General features: G+C 71.0%; 19 protein-coding genes. 11 read left to right on the top strand and 8 right to left on the bottom strand.

The annotated features are described in order from the left end of the window. Nucleotides 1-38: 38 nt before the first annotated feature. Together ACFPLC_RS13945 and ACFPLC_RS13940 are read right to left on the bottom strand one after the other, a co-directional pair. On the bottom strand, nucleotides 39-947 hold the full coding sequence (locus ACFPLC_RS13945; protein ID WP_378191758.1) for a hypothetical protein: 909 nt from the start codon (nucleotides 945-947) through the stop codon (nucleotides 39-41). 117 nt (nucleotides 948-1,064) lie between these two features. Then, a complete protein-coding gene (locus ACFPLC_RS13940; RefSeq protein WP_378191947.1) occupies nucleotides 1,065-1,883 on the bottom strand; it encodes a hypothetical protein in 819 nt (272 codons plus the stop codon). A 111-nt stretch (nucleotides 1,884-1,994) separates the two neighbouring features. Between ACFPLC_RS13940 and ACFPLC_RS13935 the strand changes: the two genes are divergently transcribed. Continuing rightward, nucleotides 1,995-2,768, top strand: coding sequence for a deoxyribonuclease IV (locus ACFPLC_RS13935; protein ID WP_378191756.1), 774 nt, complete (start codon nucleotides 1,995-1,997; stop codon nucleotides 2,766-2,768). Here ACFPLC_RS13935 and ACFPLC_RS13930 read toward each other — a convergent pair. Together ACFPLC_RS13930 and ACFPLC_RS13925 are read right to left on the bottom strand one after the other, a co-directional pair. Further along, a complete protein-coding gene (locus ACFPLC_RS13930; protein WP_378191754.1) occupies nucleotides 2,765-4,315 on the bottom strand; it encodes a glycosyltransferase family 87 protein in 1,551 nt (516 codons plus the stop codon). The two genes, ACFPLC_RS13935 and ACFPLC_RS13930, sit on opposite strands and share 4 nt — an antisense overlap. A 48-nt stretch (nucleotides 4,316-4,363) precedes the next feature. Next, nucleotides 4,364-5,422, bottom strand: coding sequence for an ROK family transcriptional regulator (locus ACFPLC_RS13925; RefSeq protein WP_378191752.1), 1,059 nt, complete (start codon nucleotides 5,420-5,422; stop codon nucleotides 4,364-4,366). 76 nt (nucleotides 5,423-5,498) lie between these two features. On the opposite strand from ACFPLC_RS13925, the gene ACFPLC_RS13920 reads away from it, so the two are divergent. Continuing rightward, entirely contained in the window at nucleotides 5,499-6,545 is a 1,047-nt protein-coding gene (locus tag ACFPLC_RS13920) for a Gfo/Idh/MocA family oxidoreductase (RefSeq protein WP_378191750.1), read from the top strand. Between the two features lie 66 nt (nucleotides 6,546-6,611). On the opposite strand, the gene ACFPLC_RS13915 is transcribed toward ACFPLC_RS13920, so the two are convergent. The 3 genes from ACFPLC_RS13915 to ACFPLC_RS13905 form a co-directional block, all read right to left on the bottom strand. Beyond that, the gene (locus ACFPLC_RS13915; protein ID WP_378191748.1) at nucleotides 6,612-8,900 is read right to left on the bottom strand and encodes a transglycosylase domain-containing protein; all 2,289 of its coding nucleotides are present in this window, start codon (nucleotides 8,898-8,900) and stop codon (nucleotides 6,612-6,614) included. A gap of 141 nt (nucleotides 8,901-9,041) precedes the next feature. Next, nucleotides 9,042-11,711, bottom strand: a complete 2,670-nt coding sequence (locus ACFPLC_RS13910) for a transglycosylase domain-containing protein (protein WP_378191746.1) — start codon at nucleotides 11,709-11,711, stop codon at nucleotides 9,042-9,044. Between the two features lie 67 nt (nucleotides 11,712-11,778). Continuing rightward, nucleotides 11,779-12,174, bottom strand: coding sequence for a DUF5318 domain-containing protein (locus ACFPLC_RS13905; RefSeq protein ID WP_378191744.1), 396 nt, complete (start codon nucleotides 12,172-12,174; stop codon nucleotides 11,779-11,781). A 245-nt stretch (nucleotides 12,175-12,419) separates the two neighbouring features. On the opposite strand from ACFPLC_RS13905, the gene ACFPLC_RS13900 reads away from it, so the two are divergent. The 4 genes from ACFPLC_RS13900 (at nucleotide 12,420) to ACFPLC_RS13885 (ending at nucleotide 15,441) form a co-directional block, all read left to right on the top strand. Further along, a complete protein-coding gene (locus ACFPLC_RS13900) occupies nucleotides 12,420-13,022 on the top strand; it encodes a PadR family transcriptional regulator (RefSeq protein ID WP_191313504.1) in 603 nt (200 codons plus the stop codon). 13 nt (nucleotides 13,023-13,035) lie between these two features. After that, complete coding sequence (locus ACFPLC_RS13895; RefSeq protein WP_378191742.1) at nucleotides 13,036-14,124, top strand: inositol-3-phosphate synthase; 1,089 nt, start codon at nucleotides 13,036-13,038, stop codon at nucleotides 14,122-14,124. Between the two features lie 91 nt (nucleotides 14,125-14,215). Beyond that, on the top strand, nucleotides 14,216-14,746 hold the full coding sequence (locus tag ACFPLC_RS13890) for an RNA polymerase sigma factor (protein WP_378235823.1): 531 nt from the start codon (nucleotides 14,216-14,218) through the stop codon (nucleotides 14,744-14,746). Continuing rightward, nucleotides 14,743-15,441 carry a hypothetical protein gene (locus ACFPLC_RS13885; RefSeq protein WP_378191740.1) on the top strand — a complete coding sequence of 233 codons (699 nt, stop codon included), beginning with the start codon at nucleotides 14,743-14,745 and terminating at the stop codon, nucleotides 15,439-15,441. The genes ACFPLC_RS13890 and ACFPLC_RS13885 overlap by 4 nt, the downstream gene beginning before the upstream one ends. Here ACFPLC_RS13885 and ACFPLC_RS13880 read toward each other — a convergent pair. Continuing rightward, on the bottom strand, nucleotides 15,434-16,072 hold the full coding sequence (locus ACFPLC_RS13880) for an HAD family hydrolase (RefSeq protein WP_378191738.1): 639 nt from the start codon (nucleotides 16,070-16,072) through the stop codon (nucleotides 15,434-15,436). The two genes, ACFPLC_RS13885 and ACFPLC_RS13880, sit on opposite strands and share 8 nt — an antisense overlap. A gap of 67 nt (nucleotides 16,073-16,139) precedes the next feature. Here ACFPLC_RS13880 and ACFPLC_RS13875 point away from each other — a divergent pair, with 67 nt between their 5' ends. The 5 genes from ACFPLC_RS13875 to ACFPLC_RS13855 all read left to right on the top strand — a co-directional run bounded on the left by ACFPLC_RS13875 (nucleotide 16,140) and on the right by ACFPLC_RS13855 (nucleotide 22,363). Beyond that, entirely contained in the window at nucleotides 16,140-16,598 is a 459-nt protein-coding gene (locus ACFPLC_RS13875) for a MarR family winged helix-turn-helix transcriptional regulator (protein WP_191313508.1), read from the top strand. Continuing rightward, complete coding sequence (locus ACFPLC_RS13870) at nucleotides 16,588-17,805, top strand: MFS transporter (RefSeq protein WP_378191735.1); 1,218 nt, start codon at nucleotides 16,588-16,590, stop codon at nucleotides 17,803-17,805. Before ACFPLC_RS13875 ends, ACFPLC_RS13870 begins: the two co-directional genes overlap by 11 nt. Before the next feature lie 98 nt (nucleotides 17,806-17,903). After that, the gene (locus ACFPLC_RS13865) at nucleotides 17,904-19,967 is read left to right on the top strand and encodes a PhoX family protein (RefSeq protein WP_378191733.1); all 2,064 of its coding nucleotides are present in this window, start codon (nucleotides 17,904-17,906) and stop codon (nucleotides 19,965-19,967) included. An 87-nt stretch (nucleotides 19,968-20,054) separates the two neighbouring features. Continuing rightward, nucleotides 20,055-21,689, top strand: a complete 1,635-nt coding sequence (locus tag ACFPLC_RS13860) for a DUF7850 domain-containing protein (RefSeq protein WP_378191731.1) — start codon at nucleotides 20,055-20,057, stop codon at nucleotides 21,687-21,689. Continuing rightward, complete coding sequence (locus tag ACFPLC_RS13855) at nucleotides 21,686-22,363, top strand: SDR family oxidoreductase (protein WP_378191729.1); 678 nt, start codon at nucleotides 21,686-21,688, stop codon at nucleotides 22,361-22,363. Before ACFPLC_RS13860 ends, ACFPLC_RS13855 begins: the two co-directional genes overlap by 4 nt. Nucleotides 22,364-22,526: the final 163 nt, after the last annotated feature.

Below are 22,526 nucleotides of genomic sequence, written 5' to 3'. Positions count from 1 at the left end.
GAACGACCGAGATACGTGAAAGATACTCGGCAGTTGGCTCAATTCGCAGCGGCCATTCGGCGGAGCACCCAGGTCCGGACCAGCCCGGCGCTGGCTCCGGAGAGTGCGAGAACCGCAATCAGCAGCGGCAGATTCGACCCGTTCGTGAACCCATCCGACGCAGAGGGTAGCGCTTCGGCCTGGCCCGCGGTCTGGACGCCGGAATTGCCGTCCGAGGCGCCATCCGGACCGGTGAGGCCGTACTGCGGGGCGTAGCCCGGGATCTGGCTGCCGTACCGGATGGCCGGCGACGGGCTGAACAGCCCGGCCGTCGCGAACGGGATGCCGCTGTAGTCGCGCATCGGGGCGTAACCCGTGCCGAGGGCGAACGGGAAGCCACCGAACATCGGGGCGTTCGCGAAGCCGGGCAGCAGCGGGCTGTTCGCTTCGGGGATCGGGGTGGTGCCCGCCGGGGTACCGCCCTGCTGCGGCGCGCCCCCGGTCCCACCCTGGGCGGGCGGCTGCTGGGGATTGCCACCCGTGCCGCCCGGCTGCTGCGGCGCGGGCTGGCCGCCACCGCTGAGCGAACGGAGGCCCTGCTGGGTGCCGCTGGTCACGCCCTGGACGCCCTGGTTGATCGCGCTCGCCGCGGGTGCGCCGACGACCGGCACCGGCGAGACGACGGTGTTGACCACGTTCACGGTGACCTGGCAGAGCGTGCCGAGGATGGCGTTGATGGTCCCGGTCAGCACCTTGGTGCCTTCGGTGACGACGCCGAGGTTGAGCGGGAGGCCGAGCAGCGGAGTGGTGGCCTTGACCGTGTCACCGGGCTTGGCGCTGATCGTGTCGCCGCACTTGGCCGTGATCGTGTCCGCCGAGGCGGTACCCGGCAGGCCCAGCACGGCGGAACCCGCGAGAACGACCGCCGCCGCACCGACCGCCGTAGCCCTCCGTGTCCGATCCTGCATGCTCGCCGCCCCTGGTGTCGTCGCCTACTTCCCAGTACAACGACGCTAAGGCAGCCGGGTGACGCCCGCTCGTTCAGAAATGTGCGGCATTCGGGTGGAACCCGGTGTCACCGTGCGTCAGGCGGGGCTGCGGCGGATCCAGGCCCGGACCAGCGCGGCCGCGACGATCGCCAGCGCCAGCACCGCGAGCAGCATCGGCAGCTTCGCCGGCGGCGTGACCCCCGGCAGCGCCTCCGCCGTGCCGGACTTCTGGGCGTCGACGGTCGGGGGCGGGACCTGCTCGCCCGGGATGATCTGCGCGATCACCGGCGCCTGGGCCAGGGTGCCCGGCAGCAGCGCGGAGCTGGTGACGATGCCCGAGATCGCGTCGCCCGGCAGGCCCGCGTTCCCCGGAGCGGTCACGATCGGGCCGGTGCTGCTGCCCGGCGGGTTCGGACCCGGGTTCGGCGGTGTCGGGGTGGGCGGGGTGGGCGGCGCGGGCGGGGTAGGCGGGGTGGGCTGCGGCGGCTTCGGGCCCGGCGTCGGCGGCAGGGGCAGCGGCGGCAGGTCGTCGGCCACGCCCTGCGTCAGGCCGCCGACCGTGTTGACCGTGGCCTGCGCGGCCGGGCAGACGCCCTTCGCCGCGGCGTCGCCGATCAGCGGCACCTTGCCGATGCCGAGCGCCTTGACCGTGTCGCCGAGCGGCAGCCTGAGCAGCGGGGCCGTGCCGTTCGTGTTCAGCGAACTCGAGTCGAGGCCCACGGTGAGCTGGTTCGGGGCGTTGAGCGGGGCGCCGGCGTCGAGCGTCAGGCCGGACGAGCTCCCCTGCTGCAGCGTGGCCGGGCAGCTCCCGCCGAGGGTGGGGTTGGTTTCCGCGACCGCGGGCGCCGCGAAGGCGGCCGACGCGGCCAGCGTGAACCCCACGGCGGTGATCCGGGCGACGTGCTTCCCCATCATGCCCTCCGGCAATCGGACCAATCTGGATCACGGAACGCGCTCACGGTACTCCACGAGCGTGACCAACCGGGCTCACCGGCCGGAAAAGGGCCCCGGAGTACCGTTCTCGGCATGCTGATTGGCGCCCATGTCCGTGACGACGACCCGTTGACCGCGGTCGCCGAGCGCAAAGCCGACGTCGTCCAGTTCTTCCTCTCCGACCCGCAGGGCTGGAAGGCCCCGAAGCCGCACCCGCACGGCGAGGCCATCGCGGCCGACCCGGTCGAGGTGTTCATCCATTCGCCGTACCTCATCAACGTGGCTTCGCTGAACAACCGGATCCGGATCCCGTCGCGGAAGAACGTCACGCAGCACGCGGACGGCGCCGCCGCGATCGGCGCGAAGGGCCTGATCGTGCACGGCGGGCACGTCGGCGCGAACGACGACGCCGAGGCCGGCCTGGACAACTGGCGCAAGCTGTTCGAGCGCGAGCAGGAGAAGGGCGGCTTCAAGGTCCCGATCCTGATCGAGAACACCGCCGGTGGCGAGAACGCGATGACTCGTGACCTCGACGTCATCGCCCGGTTGTGGGACAAGGTCGGCGAGTTCGGCGCCGGGTTCTGCCTGGACACCTGCCACGCGTTCGCCGCGGGCTGGGACCTGGCCACCGCCGTCGAAAAGGTCAAGGCGATCACCGGCCGGATCGACCTGGTGCACCTCAACAACTCCCGTGACGAGTTCGGCTCCACCCGTGACCGGCACGCCAACGTCGTGCAGGGCGACGGGACGATCGATCCCGAGGTCCTGGTCGCCGTCGCCCGCGAGGCCGGTGCCCCGGTCGTCGTCGAGACGCCGGCCGACGGGCAGGCCACCGACATCGCCTACCTGCGGGAACAGCTCGGTTAGACCGCGACGGCCTTCCGGCGGCGCCGGGTGGCGTTCGGGATGATCACGTCCCGGGCGCCGTCGAGGAAGCCGCCGGCGGGGTCGTCCTCGCCGTCCATCCGCACCAGGTCGGTGGCCGGGCGGTAGATCTCCCGGACCACCAGCACGCACAGCCCGACGACAGCGAGGTCGCGGACTACGACCGTGCCGAGGAACCAGCCCTCGGGCAGGCCCTTGTGGTCGACGCCGAGGTAGTAGAACATCCGCGGCACCCAGACGACGGCGTCGATCAGCATCCAGCCGAGCAGCAGCCGCCAGCGCGGGATGGCGAGCACCGCGAGCGGGACGAGCCACAGCGAGTACTGCGGGCTCCACACCTTGTTCGTCAGCAGGAACGCGGCCACCACGAGGAACGCGAGCTGCCCGACGCGCGGACGCCGGGGCGCGGCGAGCGCGAGGTAGGCGATCCCGGCGCAGCAGGTCAGGAACAGCACGGCCACCGTGATGTTCAGGTACGTCGGCGTCTGGTTCTTCTGCAGCACGCCGTCGAACCCGGCCCAGCCGGTGGTGTACGAGAAGACGTTGTACAGCGAGTCCGGGTCCATCGGCCGCAGGGTGCTCATCCGGAAGAACTCCCACCAGCCGCGGGGCGCGGTGAGGATGAACGGCGCGTTCACCGCCAGCCACGTCAGGACGGTGGCGGCCGCGGTCTTCCAGAACGGCGTCAGCTTCCCGGCGCGCAGGCAGAGGAAGAACAGCACGCCGAGCAGGAAGAGCGGGTAGAGCTTCGCCGCCGCGCCCAGCCCGAGCAGGACGCCGGCGAGCAGCGGGCGCTTGCGCGCCCAGGCGAGCAGGCCGGTCGCGGTGAACGCGGTCGCGAGCGCGTCGAAGTTGGTGAAGGCGTGCACCAGCACCAGCGGTGAGATCGCCACCAGGACCATGTCCCACGGACGGCGTCTCACCGTCCGGCCGGTCGCCCACACGGTGACCAGCCACGCGATCGCCAGGAAGAACGCCGTGAGGTCGAAGTAGACCGCCACCGGCAGGGCGCCGGGGAGCCAGCCGGACTCGGCGACGTTCAGCCAGCCCGCCGCGAGCTTCGCGTTGGCCCACTGGAAGAGGCCGGTGAGCACCGGGTACTCCATGTACCGGGTGTTGTCCTCGGCGGTCTGCGAGCTCTCCTTCCACGACGTGAAGTACGGGAAGGTGCCCGGCCGGTCGAGCCGCTCGGAGCCGTAGAGCGGGACGATGTCGGAGTAGCACATCGCGACGAACGGGCGGCCCGCGCGCCAGTCGAGCTGGGTGTTCCCGTTGGCGTCCTGGTACTGCTGGATGCACGAGCCCTTGCCGAACCAGCACAGCATCAGCGCCAGCGTGGCCAGCAGCAGCCCGACGCGCTGGGGCGACCAGAACCAGTGCCTGCCGACCGCCGCGTGCTCACCGAGCGGGCCGCCGAGTGGTCTGGTGACCGCCGCGGCCAGTGGCTCGTTCCAGCTGGGGACGACCCGTTCCGCCCTGGTCAGCGTCACCGGGCCGGGTTCCGGCTCCCGCGTGGTCTCCTCTGGCACGAGGCGGATCGTATCGGTGATCGGGGTGCGCGGTGGTGAAGCCGGTGATCATGCCGGATTCGCGTAGTACGAGGCCAGGACTTCCGCGGCCGCGCCGCGAGTGACGATCTCCTCGCCGGAGCCGTCTTCGACGACCTCGATGCGTTGCCAGTGCGGCAGCGGCAGCAGCTCCTCGAGCCGTTCCGAGACGGCTTCGCGGTGGACGTCCGGCTCGTCGCGGACCGCCCGCCCGGCCAGCACGATCCGCTCCAGGTCGAGCACCTGCACGAGGTCGGCCAGCCCGATGCCGAGGAAGCCCGCGGCCTCCCGGGTGCCCGTTGCCCGCTTGGCCATGATCTCGACGCAGCCGCGCCGCCCGCAGGCGCAGCGCGGCCCGTCGAAGGCGATCGTGGTGTGCCCGAACTCACCCGCGTTGGTCCGGGGGCCGCGGTAGAGCCGCCCGTCGATGAGCAGGCCGACGCCGATGCCGGTGCCCACGAGCACCACCGCGGTCGCGGTCGGCTCGCCGTGCGGCCAGAGCCGGGCGAACGCGGCGGCGTTGGTGTTCTTGTCGAGCGTCACCGGCAGCCCGGTGCGCTGTTCGAGCAGGTCGCGCAGGGGCACATCGCGCCAGCCCGGCATGTTCGTCGCGTCGCGGACCAGGCCCGCGTGGTGGTCCAGCGGGCCGACCGCGCCGAGCCCGAGGCCGACGACGTCGAAGCCGTCGGCGAGCTGGAGCGCGGTGGCCCCGATCGCCTCGACGGCCTGCGCGGGCGTGAAGCCGCGCGGCAGCGGGCCACCGGCCGACTCCTCGACCTCGCCGACGAGATTGGTGCGCAGCACGCGGTACTCGTCGCGGTCGAGGCGCGCGCCGAGCGCGTGCCTGGCGCCCGCCCGGATGCGCAGTGCCGTGCGGGGTTTGCCCACGCCGGCGGAGGGCAGGCGCTGCTCGTCCAGCAGGCCGGTGTCGAGGAGCTCCGGCACGATCTTGGAGACGGCCTGCTGGGTCAGCCCGGTGCGTTCGGCGAGCTCCACCCGGCTGAGGCCGCCGGCGCGCAGGATGTGCGAGAGCAGCAGGACGCGGTTGTGCTCGCGCACGTCGCGCAGGTTCACCCCGGTCTCCGCCATGGACGAGATCTTCGCACGTCCGATCAGTTAGGCAACGCTGTTGTGTTTTTAAAAAGCGACGGGGTTTAATAGCGGCATGGCGGACGACTTGCGCGTGGGCATCCTCGGGTACGGCATCGGGGGCCGCGTCTTCCACGCGCCCCTGGTGGCGGCGACGCCCGGGCTCACCCCGGCGGTGATCACGACGTCGGGCAGCGCCGCGCAAGCGCGCATCGATCACCCGGGCGCGGAGGTCGTGCCGGACGCCGACGCGTTGTTCGAGCGGGCGAGCGACCTCGACCTCGTCGTGGTCAGCACGCCGAACCGCACGCACGTTCCGCTCGCGCTCCGGGCGATCGAAGCCGGCCTGCCGGTGGTCGTCGACAAGCCGTTCGCGCCGACCGCCGCCGAGGCCCAGCAGGTCCTCGACGCGGCGAAGGCGGCGGGTGTCGGCCTGACGGTCTTCCAGAACCGGCGGCTCGATTCCGACTTCCTCACCGTGCGGAAGGTCCTCGAGTCCGGGCGCCTCGGCGAGGTGTTCCGCTTCGAGTCCCGCTACGACCGCTGGGTGCCGAAGCCCAAGGACAACTGGCGCGAGTTCGGCGACCCGGCCGAGGCCGGCGGCCTGCTCTACGACCTCGGCGCGCACATCGTCGACCAGGCGCTGCAGCTGTTCGGCCCGGTCACCCGGGTCTACGCGGAGACCGACCGCCGCCGGGCCGGCGTCCAGGTCGACGACGACGTCTTCGTCGCGCTGCACCACGCGAACGGCGTCCGCTCGCACCTGTGGGCCACCGCGCTGGCGGGCACGCAGAACCCGCGGTTCCGGGTGCTGGGCGACCGGGCGACGTTCACCAAGTACGGCCTCGACGTGCAGGAACCGCAGATCAAGGCCGGCCTGCGGCCGGGCGACGCGGGCTGGGGCACCGAGCCGGCGTCGGACGCCGGGAAGCTCGGCGTCGGCCCGGAGATCGAGACCGTGCCCACCGAGGTCGGCCGCTACGAGCAGTTCTACGCCGAGGTGCGCGACGCCCTGCGCGGCGAAGGCGAGTTCCCCGTGGACCCGGCGTCCTCGGTCGAGGCCCTGCGCGTCATCGAGGCGGCCCACCGCTCCGGCGTCGAAGGCACCGTGGTCGCCCTCTGACCCCCTGACCGGCCGTGACCTCGGTGACCCCCAGCATCCGAGGTCACGGCCACCTCCCCCGGCGGCTCACGGTCCGAAGTTCGCCTGGCCGGTGTCGTTCCCGTTGCCGCGGCCGGGACCCCGGCCATCGCGCCGCACGCGGTTCTGCTGTTGTTGCTGCTGGTTCTGATCGCCACCGCGGCCGATGGTGAAGCGCTGCTCCTGCTGCTGTTGCTGCTGGAACTGCTGCTGTTGTTGCTGCTGGAGCTGGACCTGCAGCTGGTCGTCCTGCGGCGAGGTGATCGCCTGGACCCGATCGAAGCGCTCGGCCGGTTTCCCGGCCAGGTAGAGCTGCATGAACCGCTGCCACACCGGACCCGCCACGAGCGACGGCGTCAGCGGCTGGCCGCTCGGGCCGCGCAGGTCCTTGTCGCCGTCGCCGCCCACCCAGACCGCGGCGGACACCGAGGGCGTGTAGCCCACCATCCAGGTCTGGGAGTTCGTGTTCGCCGCGGACGCGGGTTCGTCGTCGCCGGGCGTGTGCTGCTGGGTGCCGGTCTTGCCGGCGCACTCGTGGCCGGGCGGGCAGGTCAGCCGCGAGAACGGGATCACCGGGGCGAGCGCGGCGGTCACGTTCCCGGCGATCTGCCTGCTCTTGCCGCGGTCGTTGTCCGCGAACGCGTCCGTCGCGCGCGTGTCGGCCTCGTAGGCGGTTTCGCCCTGGGAGTTCGTCACCTTCTGCACGAAGTGGCGGCCGTGCTGGACGCCGCCGGCGGCGAACGTCGCGTACGCCGCGGCCATGTCCGCCGGCGTGACCGCGGTCTGCCCGCCGCCGATGGAGATGTTGTTGTCCCCGGTGAACAGCACGCTGCGGCCGCCGGTGTCCTTCGTGCGGATGCCCGCCTCCTGCGCGGCTTCGGCCACCCCGCCCGGCTTCGTCACGTTCAGCACCATGTCGTAGAAGACGGTGTTGGTGGACCGCTGCATCGCCTCGGCCACCGTGCACTGCTCGGAGCAGCTGCTGCTGGTGCCGGCGTTGCGCACCGGCAGCGGCACGTCGGGGAACGTCCGCGGCGAGCGGCCGTCGAAGACCGCGTTCAGCCCGCGGCCGCCCTTGAGGAACGCCGTGAGGTCGAACGGCTTCATCGACGACCCGGGGTTGTGCGCTTCGTCCGCCCAGTCCCGCCCGGCCTGGTCCTCGCCGTTCGGGCCCTTCACGATCGGCGCGCCGCCGTAGTAGGCGAGCACGCCGCCGGTCTTCGGGTCGACGGCGACCAGCGCGTCGAGGATGCGGTCGTCGGTCTGCCCGGCCATGCCCTCGGCCACCGCCTTCTCGGCGGCTTCCTGCGCCTTCGAGTCGATCGTCGTGAACACCTGGAACCCGCCCGAGTAGTACCTGTCCTCGGGGATCCCCGCCGCGGCCAGCTCGGCCTTGACCTGCTTCTTGACGAACGGGTTGAGCTTGGTGCCCTGCCGCGATTCGACGAGCGGCACCGGCGTTGGGAACTTCGCCGCCTTGCGGTCGGCCGCGGTGAGGTACCCGTTGCGCTGCATGCGGTCCAGGGCCGTGCCCCACCGGTCGCGGGCGACCGTCGCGTTCTCCGACCGGCCCGGCTGCTGGATCAGCCCGGCGAGCAGCGCGGCCTCGGAGTAGTTCAGCTGGGCGGCGTCCTTGCCGAAGTACGCCTGCGCGGCCGCTTGGACGCCGTACGCGCCGCGGCCGAAGTAGATGATGTTGAGGTAGGCGGTGATGATGTCCGCCTTCTCGTACGTCTGGTTCATCTTGAACGACTTCGCGAGCTCGACCCACTTGCGCGTCAACGTCGGTGCGTCGTCGCCGGAGGCGTTCTTGATGTACTGCTGCGAAATCGTCGAGCCGCCGCCGGACCCGCCGGTGACCTGGTTGTAGGCGGCCCGCGCGATGCCGGACAGGTCGAAGCCGGAGTTGGTCTCGAAGGACGCGTCCTCGGTGGCGATCACGGCCTTCTTGACGACGTCCGGGATCTGGGCCGGGCTCAGGATCTGCCGATTCCCGCCGGCGGGGACGTCCTTGCCCATCTCGGTGCCGTCGGCGTAGAGGTAGGTGACCGCCTGGCCCTGCGACTGCGCGACCGTGTCCGGCGAAGGCACGTCGACGGCGAAGTACGTGATCACGAAGGCGACCGCGGGCACGAGGAAGAACAGGCCGGACAGGACGTACAGCACCCGGCGCACCGTCTTCCAGCGGCGTCGGCGCCGGTCCGCCACGGGGTTCGGGGTGACTTCGGTGGCGGTGCCGTCCGGTTCGGCCGGCCGCGGGAGAGGCCGGCGTGGCTGGTAGCGACCACGCGGAACCGGCCGGCGGCCGGACCTCGAGCGATTTCGGTCGGTGTACACGGGCCGTCCTCGGTACGCCGGTGGGCTGCGGGCGCAGACCCCTCGACACTCCACACGGACCACGGACGGCTGTGGTTCAGGAAAAGCCTGTAGTCCGGAAAAAGCGAGGCCCCTCACTGCGAACAGTGCGGGGCCTGGCGGTCATTCGTTTTCCTGGCCGGGTGGTCTGCCGAGCGCGTCACCGCCGCCGGGAAGCGACGGGGTGGTCCCGCCCGGCGGCCGGGGGACGCGGGTCCGGGACGACGAGCTTTCGGTCTCGGTCGGCGTCTCCGTGGGCGTCTCGGTCGGCGTCGTGGTCGGCGTCTCCGTAGGCGTCGGCGTCTCCGGGGGCTTCGACGGCGTCTTGGTCACCTCGTTGACGTCCTTGCCGAGCGGCGCGACCTTGTCGAACTTCTCCGGCGGCTTGCCCTTGAGGTAGAGGGAGAGGAATTTCTCCCAGGTCGGGCCGGCGATCGTCGAACCGAAGATCGGCTTGCCCTTCGAGTCCTTCAGCGGCAGGTTGCCGTCGCCGCCGACCCACACCGCCGCGGACACCGACGGGGTGTAGCCCACCATCCAGGTCTGGGCGTTGAGGTTGTTGTACGAGGCGGGGTCGCCCTCCTTGGGCGCGTACTGCTGCGTACCGGTCTTGCCCGCGCACTCGTGGCCGGGCGGGCAGTCCAGGTTCGAATGCCCGATGACCGGCTTCAGCGCTTCGGTGACGTTGCCGGCGATCTGCTGGCTCTTCGCCGCGTCGTCGTCGAACGCCGGGTTGGACTTGATGTTGTTCTCGTCGAACTCCACCTCGTCCTGGGCGTTCGTCAGCTTCGAGACGAAGTGCTGCTCGTGGTAGACACCGCCGCTGGCGAACGACGCGTACGCCGCCGCCATGTCCCTCGGGGCCACCTGGGTCCGACCACCGCCGAGCGAGATGTTGTTGTCTCCGGCGAAGAGCGTGGCGGTGCCACCCTCGTCGGTCGTCCGGACACCGGCCTGCTTCGCCGCGGTCACGACCCCCGACGGTTTCACCTTGTTGAACACCATGTCGTAGAACACGGTGTTCGCCGAAATCTCCATCGCCTTGGCGACCGTGCACTGCGGGCCGCAGCTTTCGTTCTCGCCCGCGTTGCGGACCGGCTTGGCGACGCCGGGGAACTTGCGGTTGTCCGAGCCGTCGAAGATGTCGCCGAGGCCACCGCCCATCTTGAGGAACCCGGTCAGGTCGAACGGCTTCATCGACGAGCCCGGGTTGCGGGCCTGGTTCGCCCGGTCCTGCCCGATCGCGTCCTTGCCGTCCTTGTCCTTCACGGTTTCCGGGCCGTAGTTGTAGGCGAGGATCCCGCCGGTCTTCGGGTCCACGGCGACGAGCGCGGCGAGCAGGTTCGGGTCCGTCTGGCCCTTCATGCCCTCCTGGACGGCCTGGTCCGCCGCGTCCTGCGCCGCCGGATCGATCGTGGTGTAGATCTTGGCTCCGGTGGCGAACAGCTTGGTCTCGTCGTAGCCCTTCGCGCCCAGCTCTTCCTTGATCCGCTGCTGGAGCTGGTAGGTCATCTTGCCCGAGTTCTGCTCCTTGTTGGAGTTCTTCGGGATCGGCGTCGGGAACTGCGCGGCCGCGCGTTCGTCGGCGCGCAGCCACTTGTTGGCCACCATCTGGTCCATCACGTACGTCCACCGCCGCTGGGCGTACTCCTGGTTCTCCGATTTGCTCGGTCCCTGGATCAGGCCCGCCAGCAGCGCGGCTTCCGACGCGTTGAGGTCCTTGGCGTCCTTGTTGAAGAAGGACTTCGCGGCGGCCTGGATGCCGTTCGCGCCGCGACCGAAGTAGATGATGTTCAGGTAGCCGGTGATGATCTCTTCTTTGGACTGCTGGTTGTTCATCTTGAACGACTTGGCCAGCTCGGTCCACTTGCGGGTCAGCGTCGGGGCGTCGTTCTCGGTGGCCTTCTTGATGTACTGCTGGGAGATGGTCGACCCACCGCCCTGCCCGCCGGTGGCCTGGTTGAACACCGCGCGGAGGATGCCGGTGACGTCGAAGCCCGAGTTGGTCTCGAACGTCGCGTCTTCGGCGGAGTACACGGCGTGCTTGACGACGTCGGGGATCTCACCCGGCTTGAGCAGCTGGCGGTTGCCGCTCTTGGGTACTTCCTTCCCCATCTCCGTCTTGCCGTCGGCGTAGTAGTAGGTGATCGGCTGGCTCTGCAGGGCCGCGACACTCTCCGCCGTCGGCACGTCCACCATGAAGTAGGTGATCACGAACGCGATCGCCGGGACGACGAAGAAGACGCCGACGCACGCGTAGGCGACCCGCCGGATGATCTTCCAGCGGCGCTTCTTCCGCTGCTCCGGGGAGAGGACCGGGCGGCCCTTCTCGTCGAGCTCCTGCTGGGGTTCGACGTCGTCGGCGAACTCGTCGAACCGCCGATCGTCGTCGTACGGGTCGTAGCTGTCTTCGGTCCCGTTGTGCGCGTGGTGGGTGATGAGATCCGGCTCACGTTCCGGTTCCGGTTCCGGACGCCGCCCGCCGGGCGGCGGCTGCCGGAAGCCCTGCGGCGGCGAGCCGGGGGGTCCTCCGGGACGGCGCCCACCGGGTGGGGGCGGCTGCCGGCGACCGGCGCCGCCTTGGGGGGCCTGCGGTCGTCGTGGCTGCTCACCGGGCCACTGCTGGCCGCCTTCGCCGCCCGCGGGCCACGACGGCCCGGCGTTACCGCGAGGCGGGGTGGCGCGCCGCGGCGACTCACCGGGCCACGCGGGGCCCGCGTCTTCACCCGGCCACTGGGCACGGCGGGGTGCGTCTGGCTCCTGGTTGGGCCAGGAACGGTTGTCGTCGGTCACGGAAGGGCCTCCCGGATCAGTACCCGCAGGGGCACTGACCTGCGTGTTGCGATGGTCGTACGGTGGCTCACCGGCCCGTGGTCCTTCGCGGACCCGCCGGTTCCCCTGTGCCCAGGACGTATGACCGCACCAAGTGGTTCCAGTGGCACGCCCGGCACACTTCGACGTCGTACACGGTGAACTCGGCGAACGAGCCGGCCATCCTGGCCAGCTCTTCGGGTGTCCTGGCCGAGCCCGCGACGTGCTTGAGCTCGTCGCCGTAGACCCAGGACACCAGGGTCAGCGGCTCCTGGCGGCAGATCGGGCAGGGCTGATCACCGTCCCGGCCGTGGAACTTCGCCGCCCGCAACAGGTACGGGCTCGCGTCACAGGCTTCGTAGCTGCCGACGCGCCCGGAGCGGACTTCGGCCAGCAGCGCACGGCGCTGCAGCGCGAAGTCCACGACCTGCCGCTGGTTAATCACGAGGACAGAGTACGGGCTCTTCCTGTGACGTCCACGCCCGCTAGCGCCACCAGGCCCGGGACCGGGGCGGACACGCCGGACGTTTGATAACTCTCCGGTGAATTTCGCCCGCACTGCGGAGGCGGTCGAGGTTAGCTTCGCCACTTCGATGTATCGGCGCGATATAGTGGCTGAGTAGGTTGGATCGAGGCGCTCGTTCGGAGCAACGCGGGTGGTCTCGGTTTGTTCCCGAAAGGGGGTGCGGTGTGCTGGAGTTCGCGATCCTCGGTCTTCTGCACGAAGCGCCCATGCACGGGTACGTGCTGCGCAAGCGGCTGCACGAGACGCTCGGCACGTTCCGGACGTTCTCGTACGGCTCGCTGTACCCGACCCTGCGGAAGCTGCTGCGGGCCGGGTACCTGGTCGAGGAGCTGGACGAGGCCGACGACCGGGCGTGGTCGCGGCGCGGACGGCGGGTCTACAAGCTCACCGCGGAGGGCAAGGAGCGCTTCGGTGAGCTGCTCGGCGACGCCGGGCCGCAGACCTGGGACGACGAAGGTTTCGGCGTCCACCTGGCCTTCTTCTCGCGGACCCCGGCCGACGTGCGGATGCGGATCCTCGAGGGCCGCCGCCGCCGCGTCGAAGAACGCCGCGAGGGCATGCGGGCGGCGCTGGCCAGGGCCGAGGAGAAGATCGATCGCTACACCCGCGAGCTGCACCGGCTGGGGCTGGAGACCAGCGAGCGGGAGGTGCGCTGGCTCAACGAGCTGATCGCGCACGAACAAGCCGAGCGGCAGGGTCAGCCAGACCCGAGCCGGCCGGACGGGCCGCAGCGTCGCGGCACCAGACCTACTGAACAGACGGATTGAAGGAGAAACCCCCATGGGCGAGAACCGCCGCGTACGGGTGGCCATCGTGGGCGTCGGCAACTGCGCGGCGTCGCTGGTCCAGGGTGTCCAGTACTACCGCGACGCGGACCCGGCCACCCGCGTCCCCGGTCTGATGCACGTCGACTTCGGCGGCTACCACGTCCGCGACATCGAGTTCGTCGCCGCGTTCGACGTGGACGCCAAGAAGGTCAGCCGCGACCTGTCCGAGGCGATCTTCGCCTCCGAGAACAACACCATCAAGATCGCCGACGTGCCGCCGCTGGGCGTCACCGTCCAGCGCGGTCACACCCACGACGGCCTCGGCCGCTTCTACCGCGAGACGATCGAGGAGTCCGACGAGACCCCGGTCGACGTCGTCGCCGCGCTGCGCGAGGCGCAGGCCGACGTGCTCGTGTCCTACCTGCCGGTGGGCTCCGAGGTGGCCGACAAGTTCTACGCTCAGGCCGCGATCGACGCCGGCGTGGCGTTCGTCAACGCGCTGCCGGTGTTCATCGCCTCCGACCCCGAGTGGGCGCAGAAGTTCACCGACGCCGGCGTCCCGATCGTCGGCGACGACATCAAGTCGCAGGTCGGCGCCACCATCACGCACCGCGTGCTGGCCAAGCTGTTCGAGGACCGCGGCGTCCAGCTCGACCGGACGATGCAGCTCAACGTGGGCGGGAACATGGACTTCCTGAACATGAAGGAGCTGGAGCGGCTCGAGTCGAAGAAGATCTCGAAGACCCAGTCCGTGACGTCGCAGGTCGACCGCGACCTCGGCAAGGGCAACGTCCACATCGGACCGTCGGACTACGTGCAGTGGCTCGACGACCGCAAGTGGGCCTACGTCCGGCTCGAGGGCCGCGCGTTCGGCGACGTGCCGCTGAACCTGGAGTACAAGCTCGAGGTGTGGGACTCGCCGAACTCGGCGGGCATCATCATCGACGCCGTGCGCGCCGCGAAGATCGCGAAGGACCGCGGCATCGGCGGCCCGATCCTGTCGGCGTCCTCCTACTTCATGAAGTCGCCGCCGGAGCAGTACGACGACGCGACCGCGCGGGACGCCGTCGAGAAGTTCATCCGCGGCGAGGTCGAGCGCTGATCCTCCGCTGGGAAGAAGGCCGTCACCGCTGGTGGCGGCCTTCTTCGCGTGTTGCACTAAACCGGTGGGGCGGGGTGCGCGTTGGCGGGGTGTGAGTGCGAGCGTGGGCGAAAGCGCGCCGGGGGACCTGGGCGCGCCGACCTTCCACGACCTGTTCCGCGAGTACTTCGGCCAGATGACCCGGCTGGCCCACCTGCTCGGCGCGGACGACGCGGAGAACATCGCCCAGGAGGCCTTCGTCAAGCTCCACCAGCGCTGGGACTCCCTGACCGACCACACGCGCGTGGCCGGCTACCTGCGGACGACCGTGGTCAACATGTCGCGGTCGCGGACCCGGCACCTGCGCGTCGTCCGGCGGACCCCGCCGGAGCGGCCGCCCGACGAGGTGTCTGCCGAGGTCAGGGCGGTGGCGAACTGGGAGCACCAGCGGCTGCGCGCGGTGCTGGGGCGGCTATCCCGGCGCCAGCGCGAGGTGCTGGTGCTGCGGTACTGGCTGGACCTCAGCACGGCGGCCATCGCGGAGACCCTGGGCATCTCCGCGGGCACGGTCAAGGCGACGACGCACCACGCGATGGAGAATCTGCGCAAGCACCTGGGGGACGACCTGGGAGGTGAGCGATGACCGACCTCGAACGCAAGCTGGCCGAGACGCTGCGGGAGCAGGCCGGGGAGGTCACGCCCAACCTCGAGGCAGCCTGGGCGGAACAGGTTCGGCGCCAGCAGAAGCCGCGCCGCAGGCGGGCCGCGGTGTGGGCCGCGCCGCTGGCCGCGGTGCTGGTGGTGCTGACCAGCGTGCTCCTGGCCACGCAGCTGAACACGGCATCGGTCCCACCGGCGAACCCGGGTGAACCCCTCAACCTGGCGAAGTTCACCCCGAGAACCCTGCACGCCTTGCAAGTGATGGTCGGACCGGTCGGTGCGATCGACTTCGCCGGCCAGTCATCTTCGTGGACTGCCTACGCTTTCGGGGCGTTCGCATCCGGTGGGGTCACCGAGCTGCTGTGCGTGGCCTCGGTGCCCGCCGGTCACCGGCTCGCCGCCGAGAGCCCGCTGTACGGGATCGATTCGCCGCGATGCCTCCCGATCGAGCGACTGTCGGGCCATGCGGTGCGCGCCGGGTACATCGGTGAGCCCAATGGGCCACTGCCGTCCGGCAAGGCCATTTTCTTCGTGGATCCCAGCGTTGGCACTCTGCAGCTCTTCGCGGCGAACGGTGACTTGATCATGGCACGCCCGGTCGGGCGGTTGTCGGATCTCGTCGTCTTCGCCGCCGATGTGCCTCCCGGCTCGCCGCCGGTGCGCTTCAGGGTCAGTTGAGCCCGAGCGCACCCGGCAGGTCGGTGATCTTCTCCACCACCGCGGTCGCCTGCTTCAGCACCTCGGGGTCCGGCGGGAAGTGCGGGTTCGGCACCGCATACACCGCCATCCCGGCCGCCAGCGCGGACCGCAGCCCGTTCGTCGTGTCCTCCACGGCCGCGCACTGCCCGGGCGCCACGCCCAGCAGCTCGGCCGCCCGCAGGTACACGTCCGGCGCCGGCTTCCCCGCTCCGACCTGCTCCGACGACACCGCCGCGCCCACCGGCAGGCCGGTGACGTCGAGGAAGCCCTTGATCAGGATCACCGGCGACGAACTCGCGATCGCCACCGGCCACCGGTTCGACACCTGGCGCACGACCTCGACCGCGCCCGGGATCAACGGCGGCTCGGCGGCGTACCGGGCGGCCATCCGCTTGACCACCAGGGTCGCGATCTCGGCCGGGGTGGACCGCGCCCCCAGTTCCTCCACCAGGTAGCGGGCCCACTCCGGGGTGCTCATCCCCTGCAAGGCGCGCGTTGCCTCCTCGCGCCAGGTGCCGCCGTGCTCGGCGACGACCGCGCGCCGGACTTCGTCCCAGATCCGCTCGGAGTCGACCAGTACGCCGTCGAGGTCGAAGATCACCGCGTCCATGGCCACGAGCCTAGCCTGTGAGCGGACTTACTTAGCTACCCTTACTAATTTTTGTTAGCCTGGCTAAGTGACTTCCGCGATCACCGATCTCGCCCACCGGCTGCGGCCGCTGGTCTTCCGGCTCTACCACCAGGTGCGCCGCCAGACCCCGCAGCTGACGCTGACCCTCACCCAGGGCTCGGTGCTGAGTGAGCTGGTCAACGGCGGTCCGCGGCGGATGTCCGCGCTGGCCGAGTTCGAACGGGTGAAGCTGCCGTCGATGACCGACGTCGTCGGCAGGCTCGAGCGGCTCGGTCTCGCGACCCGCCGCCCGGACCCCGCCGACGGCCGGGCCGTGCTGGTCGAAGTCACCGACGAGGGCCTCCGGTTTTACGCCGAACTGGTGACGGCTCGCGAGGAGTTCCTCCGCGAGCGGCTCATCGCGATGGACGACGCCGACCGCGCAGCGATCGAGGCCGCCCTGCCCGCTCTCGCCAAATTGCTCGTCGACACCAAGAAGGAGGAACTGATCAGCGATGAGCGCTGAACACCACTCGAGCCTGCTGGACGCGGTCAAGGGCCAGCCCAAGCAGGTGTGGATCACCGCGTTCGCCGCGGTCATCGCCTTCATGGGGATCGGCCTGGTCGACCCGATCCTGCTGTCCATCGCCAAGGGCCTGGACGCGACGCCGTCCCAGGTCACCCTGCTCTTCTCGTCGTACCTCGGCGTCCAGGTCGTCGCGATGCTGCTCACCGGCGCGGCGAGCGCCCGCTTCGGCGCGAAGCGCACCGTGCTGGTCGGGCTGACGCTGATCGTCGCCGCCACCGCCCTCTGCGCGGCCGCCGGCTCGATCGAGCAGCTCGTCGGGTTGCGTGCGGTCTGGGGCCTGGGCAACGCGTTCTTCATCGCGACGGCGCTTTCGGTGATCGTCGGCGCCGCGACCGGCAGCCAGTCCGGCGCGATCCTGCTCTACGAGGCCGCCCTCGGCGTAGGCCTGTCGGTCGGCCCGCTGCTGGGCGCGCTGCTCGGCAGCATCTCGTGGCGCGGCCCGTTCCTCGGCACCGCGATCCTGATGGCCGGCGCGCTGGTGCTGTGCGCGGTCTTCCTCGACAGCGACAAGCACGAACGCCGAGCGCCGGTCAAGCTGCTCGACCCGCTGCGCGCGCTGAAGCACAGGGGCTTGCTGCGCACTTCCGTCGCCTCCGCGCTGTACACCGCCGCGTTCTTCGCCGTGCTCGCCTGGTCGCCGTTCGTCCTCGGCTGGAGCGCGATCGCCGTCGGCCTGGTGTTCTGCGGCTGGGGCCTGTGCGTCGCCGTCGCCGGGGTCGCCCTCGCGCCGCGGCTGGCCGCCCGGCTCGGCGAGCGGCACGCCGCCGCGGCCGCCGTCTTCGGGTACGCCGTGCTGATGCTGGTCCTCGCCGTGCCGAGCAAGCCGGTGCTGGTCGCCGGGATCATCGTCTCCGGACTGGTGTCCGGCCTGCTGAACACGCTGTTCACCGGCACCGCGATGGCGATCAGCGACGCGCCGCGCCCGGTCGCCAGCGCGGGCTACAACTTCTGCCGCTGGCTCGGTGGCGCGGTCGCCGCGACGCTCGTCGGGCACGTCGCCGAGTGGTTCGGGTCGCCGCAGGCGCCGTTCCTCGCCTCGGCCGTGCTGTGCGTCATCGCCGGCGCGCTGCTCTCGCTGCGGGAGAAGAAGGCCGACCCGCACACCCTGCCGCAGGAAGCGGTGCTCGTCGGCGAAGAATTCTGACCAGCGCCAGTACACCGAACGTTCACCTGAATGTCCGGAAAGGCTGGTTTTGGGAGCTTACGGTCGGGGCGTTCCCGAACCCCCACCATGGAGGCCTCGTGCCCGACCGTCTGCTCCCGCTCTTCGCCGCCCACCCGGGCGGCCGCTCCCCGGTGACCTGCGAGTACCGGTGCGGCAACGCGTGCGCCCACCCCGAGGCGAACGACTCCGGCAACGAGTACTTCGGTGACGTCGTCAAGGACATCTCCCGCCGCCGCGTGTTCAAGGCGGGTGCCGTGATGGCCGCCGCCGCGGGCGGGTTCGCCGCGCTCTCCCCGGGCGTCGCGGCGGCCGAGCCGCTGCGGAAGCCGAACCCCCGCCCGGTGCCCGGCACCGACTTCACGCCGGTCCCGCCGAACAAGCTCGACGCGGTCAGCATCCCCGACGGCTACGCCCAGCGTGTCGTCGTCCGCTGGGGCGACCCGGTCGTCCCGGGCGCGCCGAAGTTCGACTTCGCCAAGCAGACCGCGGCCGCGCAGGCCAAGCAGTTCGGCTACAACAACGACTTCGTCGGCCTGATCCCCCAGGACCCGCTGGGGCTGTCGAACCTGCTCGTGGTCAACCACGAGTACACGACCGAGGTCCACATGTTCCCGGCCGACCAGTACGACCCGGCCAACCCGACCGAGGAGCAGGTCAAGATCGCCTGGGCCGCGCACGGCCTTTCGGTGCTGCAGGCCCGCCGCGACCCGATCCACGGCGGTCTCGAAGCCGTCCCGAGCCGGTACGGCCGCCGGATCACCCTCGACACGATCTTCGAGGTCCGCGGCCCGGCCGCCGGCTCGAAGTACCTGAAGACCTCGGCCGACCCGAGCGGGCGCAAGGTCCGCGGCACGCAGAACAATTGCTCCGGCGGCGTGACGCCGTGGGGCACGGTGCTCTCCGGCGAGGAGAACTTCGACCAGTACTTCGCCAACTCCGACAAGGTCACCGACCCGGTCGCGGCGGCGCGGCTCAAGCGCTACTCCGTCGGCGCCGGCACGAGCACCCGCAAGTGGGAGCGGTTCGACAAGCGCTGGGACGTCGCGCAGGAGCCCAACGAGCCGAACCGGTTCGGCTGGGTCGTCGAGATCGACCCGAACGACCCGAACTCGACGCCGGTCAAGCACACCGCGCTCGGCCGGTTCAAGCACGAGGCCGCGAACGTCAAGATCACCGCCGACGGCCGGGTCGCCGTCTACTCCGGGGACGACAGCCGCTTCGAGTACATCTACAAGTTCGTCTCGAAGGGCAAGTACAAGCCGGGGAACAGCGCGCACGCGCGGCGGCACAACATGGCGCTGCTCGACGAAGGCACGCTGTACGTCGCCCGGTTCACCGGCGACAGCCCGGCTTCGGAGATCGACGGGACGGGCAAGCTCCCGGCCGACGGCGAGTTCGACGGCACCGGCGAGTGGATCCCGCTGGCGAGCGGCGACAAGTCCTTTGTGGACGGATTCACCGCCGAAGAGGTCTACGTCTTCACGCGCCAGGCCGCGGACAAGGTGGCCGCCACGAAGATGGACCGCCCGGAGGACATCGAGCCGAACCCGGTCAACGGCCGGATCTACGCGGCGCTGACCAACAACACCGACCGCGGCGCGGCGGGCAAGGCCGGCGTCGACGAGGTCAACCCGCGCAACGGCAACAAGAACGGCCACGTCCTGGAGTGGGAGGAGGACCGCGGCGACGCGGCCTCGACCCGGTTCTCCTGGCGGCTGCTGCTGGTCTGCGGCGACCCCAAGGCGGCGGACACCTACTTCGGCGGCTTCCCGAAGGACCAGGTGAGCCCGATCTCCTGCCCGGACAACGTCGCGTTCGACCGGCACGGCAACCTGTGGATCGCCACCGACGGCAACGCCCTCGGCGCGAACGACGGCCTGTTCTCGGTGCCGGTCACCGGGCCGGAGCGCGGCCACGTCAAGCAGTTCCTGTCGGTGCCGGTCGGTGCCGAGACGTGCGGCCCGGTCGTCACCGACAACCTGGTGCTCGTCGCGGTCCAGCACCCCGGCGAGAACGCGGCCAGCTCGGCGAACCCGACGTCGCACTGGCCCGACGGCGGCACCGCGCAGCCGCGGCCGGCCATCGTCTCGGTGTGGAAGAAGGGCCGCTTCGGGCTGCCCGGCCGCATCGGCGAACGCTGACGAGACGGGCCCGCACCGGCCGAAGTTCACTCTTACGTGGACGGATATTGGCCGGTGCGGGCCCATGCCGCGCGCCATAGTCGAAGGGTGATCTTCTCCGGGCGCACGGTGGCGGTGGCGGTGGTGGCGATCGCGGCGGCGGTCGTGCCCGCGTCCGCGTCCGTCGCCGAGGACGCGCCGCCGGTCTGCGGCGGGCTCGCGGCGAACCCGAGCGTCGAGCTCGCGGCCCGCAACGGCGCCCCCGACGGGTACATCTTCGCCCCGGCCGCCCCGGTCCCGCCCGGAACCCCGGCCGCGAAGATGCCGCGACTGGCGACCGAGCAGGAGTACGCCGTCGACGGTCAGCGGGCGGCGGTCATCCAGACGCCGGACGGCAAGACCAGCACGGCCTACCAGACCGAGCGGTTCGTCCCCGGCGGCGTCTACACCCTCCGCGTCTGGACCGCTTCCCGCGCGCCGCGCTACGAACCGGCCACCGGCCTGCGGTTCTACGACGCCACCGGCACCCAGATCCAGGAGACCAAGCTGGTCGCGGATCACTACGCGGGCGACGGCACCCTCGCCCGGCAGGACTTCCCGGCGGCGACGGCCCCGGCCAAGGCGGCCGCGGTGAAGTTCTTCGCCACGACCACCCTCGACCGGCTGCACTGGGACTGCGTCGACCTCCGGCTCGCGGCGTACTCGGTGAAGAAGGAAGTGCAGAACCCGGCGACCGGCGCGTGGGCGTCGTTCGCGACGGTCACCGCGGGCGAGACCGCGCACTACCGCGTCACCGTGACCAACGACGGCACCGAGGACCTCACCGGGATCACCGTCCAGGACCCGTGGTGCCCCGGCTCGTTCGAGCCGTTCGCGCTGGCCGTGGGCGCGAACCGGCAGCTGACCTGCGACCACCCGGACCTCACGGTGGCCGACAGCGGGCACGTCAACACGGCGAAGGTGACCGGCGTGCACCACCCGGGCGGCACGCTCGGCGACAAGACGGCGTCGGCGACGATCACCGTGCTGCCGCCGCCGGCCATCGCGAAGATCGGCGACTTCGTCTGGGCGGACCGCAACCGCGACGGCCTCCAGGACCCGGACGAGCCCGGCGTCGCGGGCGTCAAGGTGACGCTGAAGGACGGCGCGGGCGGCACGGTCGGCACCGCGACGACCGACGACAAGGGCAAGTACGGCTTCGACAAGCTGAAGGACGGCACGTACCAGGTCTGCTTCGCCGTCCCGGCGGACTTCACGGTGACCCGGCGCGACGCCGGCAGCGAAGACCGCGATTCGGACGCCGGCCCGGACGGCTGCACCGCACCGCGCACCGTGGGCGCCCCGTCCCACGAGGACTTCGCGGCGGACCTCGGCCTGGTGTCCCCGACGAACCGCATCGGCGACTTCGTCTGGGCGGACACGGACGGCAACGGACAGCAGGACGCGGGCGAACCGGGCCTCGCCGGCGTCAAGGCGGTCCTGAAGGACGCGAGCGGCAAGCAGGTGGCGAGCGTCGTCACCGGCCCCGACGGCTCGTACACCTTCGGCGGCTTGGAGGACGGCACGTATCAGGTGTGCTTCACCGCGGCCGGCCACCACCCGGCGGCCAAGGACGCCGGCGACGACACCCGCGACTCCGACGTGGACCCGGTGTCCGGCTGCACGGACCCGCGCACCGTGGGTTCGGGCAAGCGCGAAGACCGCACGGTGGACGCCGGGTTCGCCGCTACGGTGGGGCCATGACGGATCTTCCCCTCGCCCTGGTGACCGGCGCCTCCCGCGGAATCGGCGCCGCGATCGCCCACCAGCTGGCCCCCACGCACCGGCTCCTGCTGGGCGGCCGCGACGCCGACGCATTGGCGGCATTGGCGAAGGAACTCCCGGGCGCGAAGCCGTGGCCGGTCGAGCTGACGGACCCGGCGTCGCTGTCCTCGGCGGTCGCGGACATCACCGCCCTGGACGTGCTGGTCCACTCGGCGGGCATCGCGCGCCTGGGCCGCGTCGAGGATCTTTCCGTGGACGCTTGGCGTGACAACTTCGAGGTCAACACCCTGGCGGTGGTCGAGCTGACCCGCCTGTTGCTGCCGGCGTTGCGCGCAGCCCGCGGACACGTCGTGGTGATCAATTCGGGAGCTGGCCTGAACGCCCGCCCGGGCTGGTCCCCGTACGCGGCGAGCAAGTTCGCGGTCCGCGCCTTCGCCGACGCGCTCCGCGAGGAGGAACGCGACATCCGCGTGACGTCGGTGTACCCGGGGCGCACGGACACGGAGATGCAGCAGGAGATCTTTGCCGGCGAAGGGCGCGAGTACGACACCGCGCACCTGCTGAAGGCGGACTCGGTGGCGACCGCGGTGGTGACGGCGGTGGCCGCCACCCCGGATGCCCATCCGACGGAAGTGATCCTTCGGCCGCGCTAAGCCCACCACCCCGAAGCCGCGATTGTGACTACGGCCGGCAGCGCCGCGTCAAGGCGGGAAAGCGTGCCTTGACCCGGCACTGCCGGCCGTGTTGTGGCTTCGGATCGGGGCGGTGGGGAGGTCTGGGTGGGGTGCAAGTCCAGCCCTGCGGCCGCGCCGCCGG

The organism is Amycolatopsis plumensis, assembly GCF_042652605.1.
Lineage (GTDB): Bacteria > Actinomycetota > Actinomycetes > Mycobacteriales > Pseudonocardiaceae > Amycolatopsis > Amycolatopsis plumensis.
The sequence above is the reverse complement of the archived record's forward strand: the minus strand, read 5'-3'. Positions and strand labels throughout refer to the sequence as shown.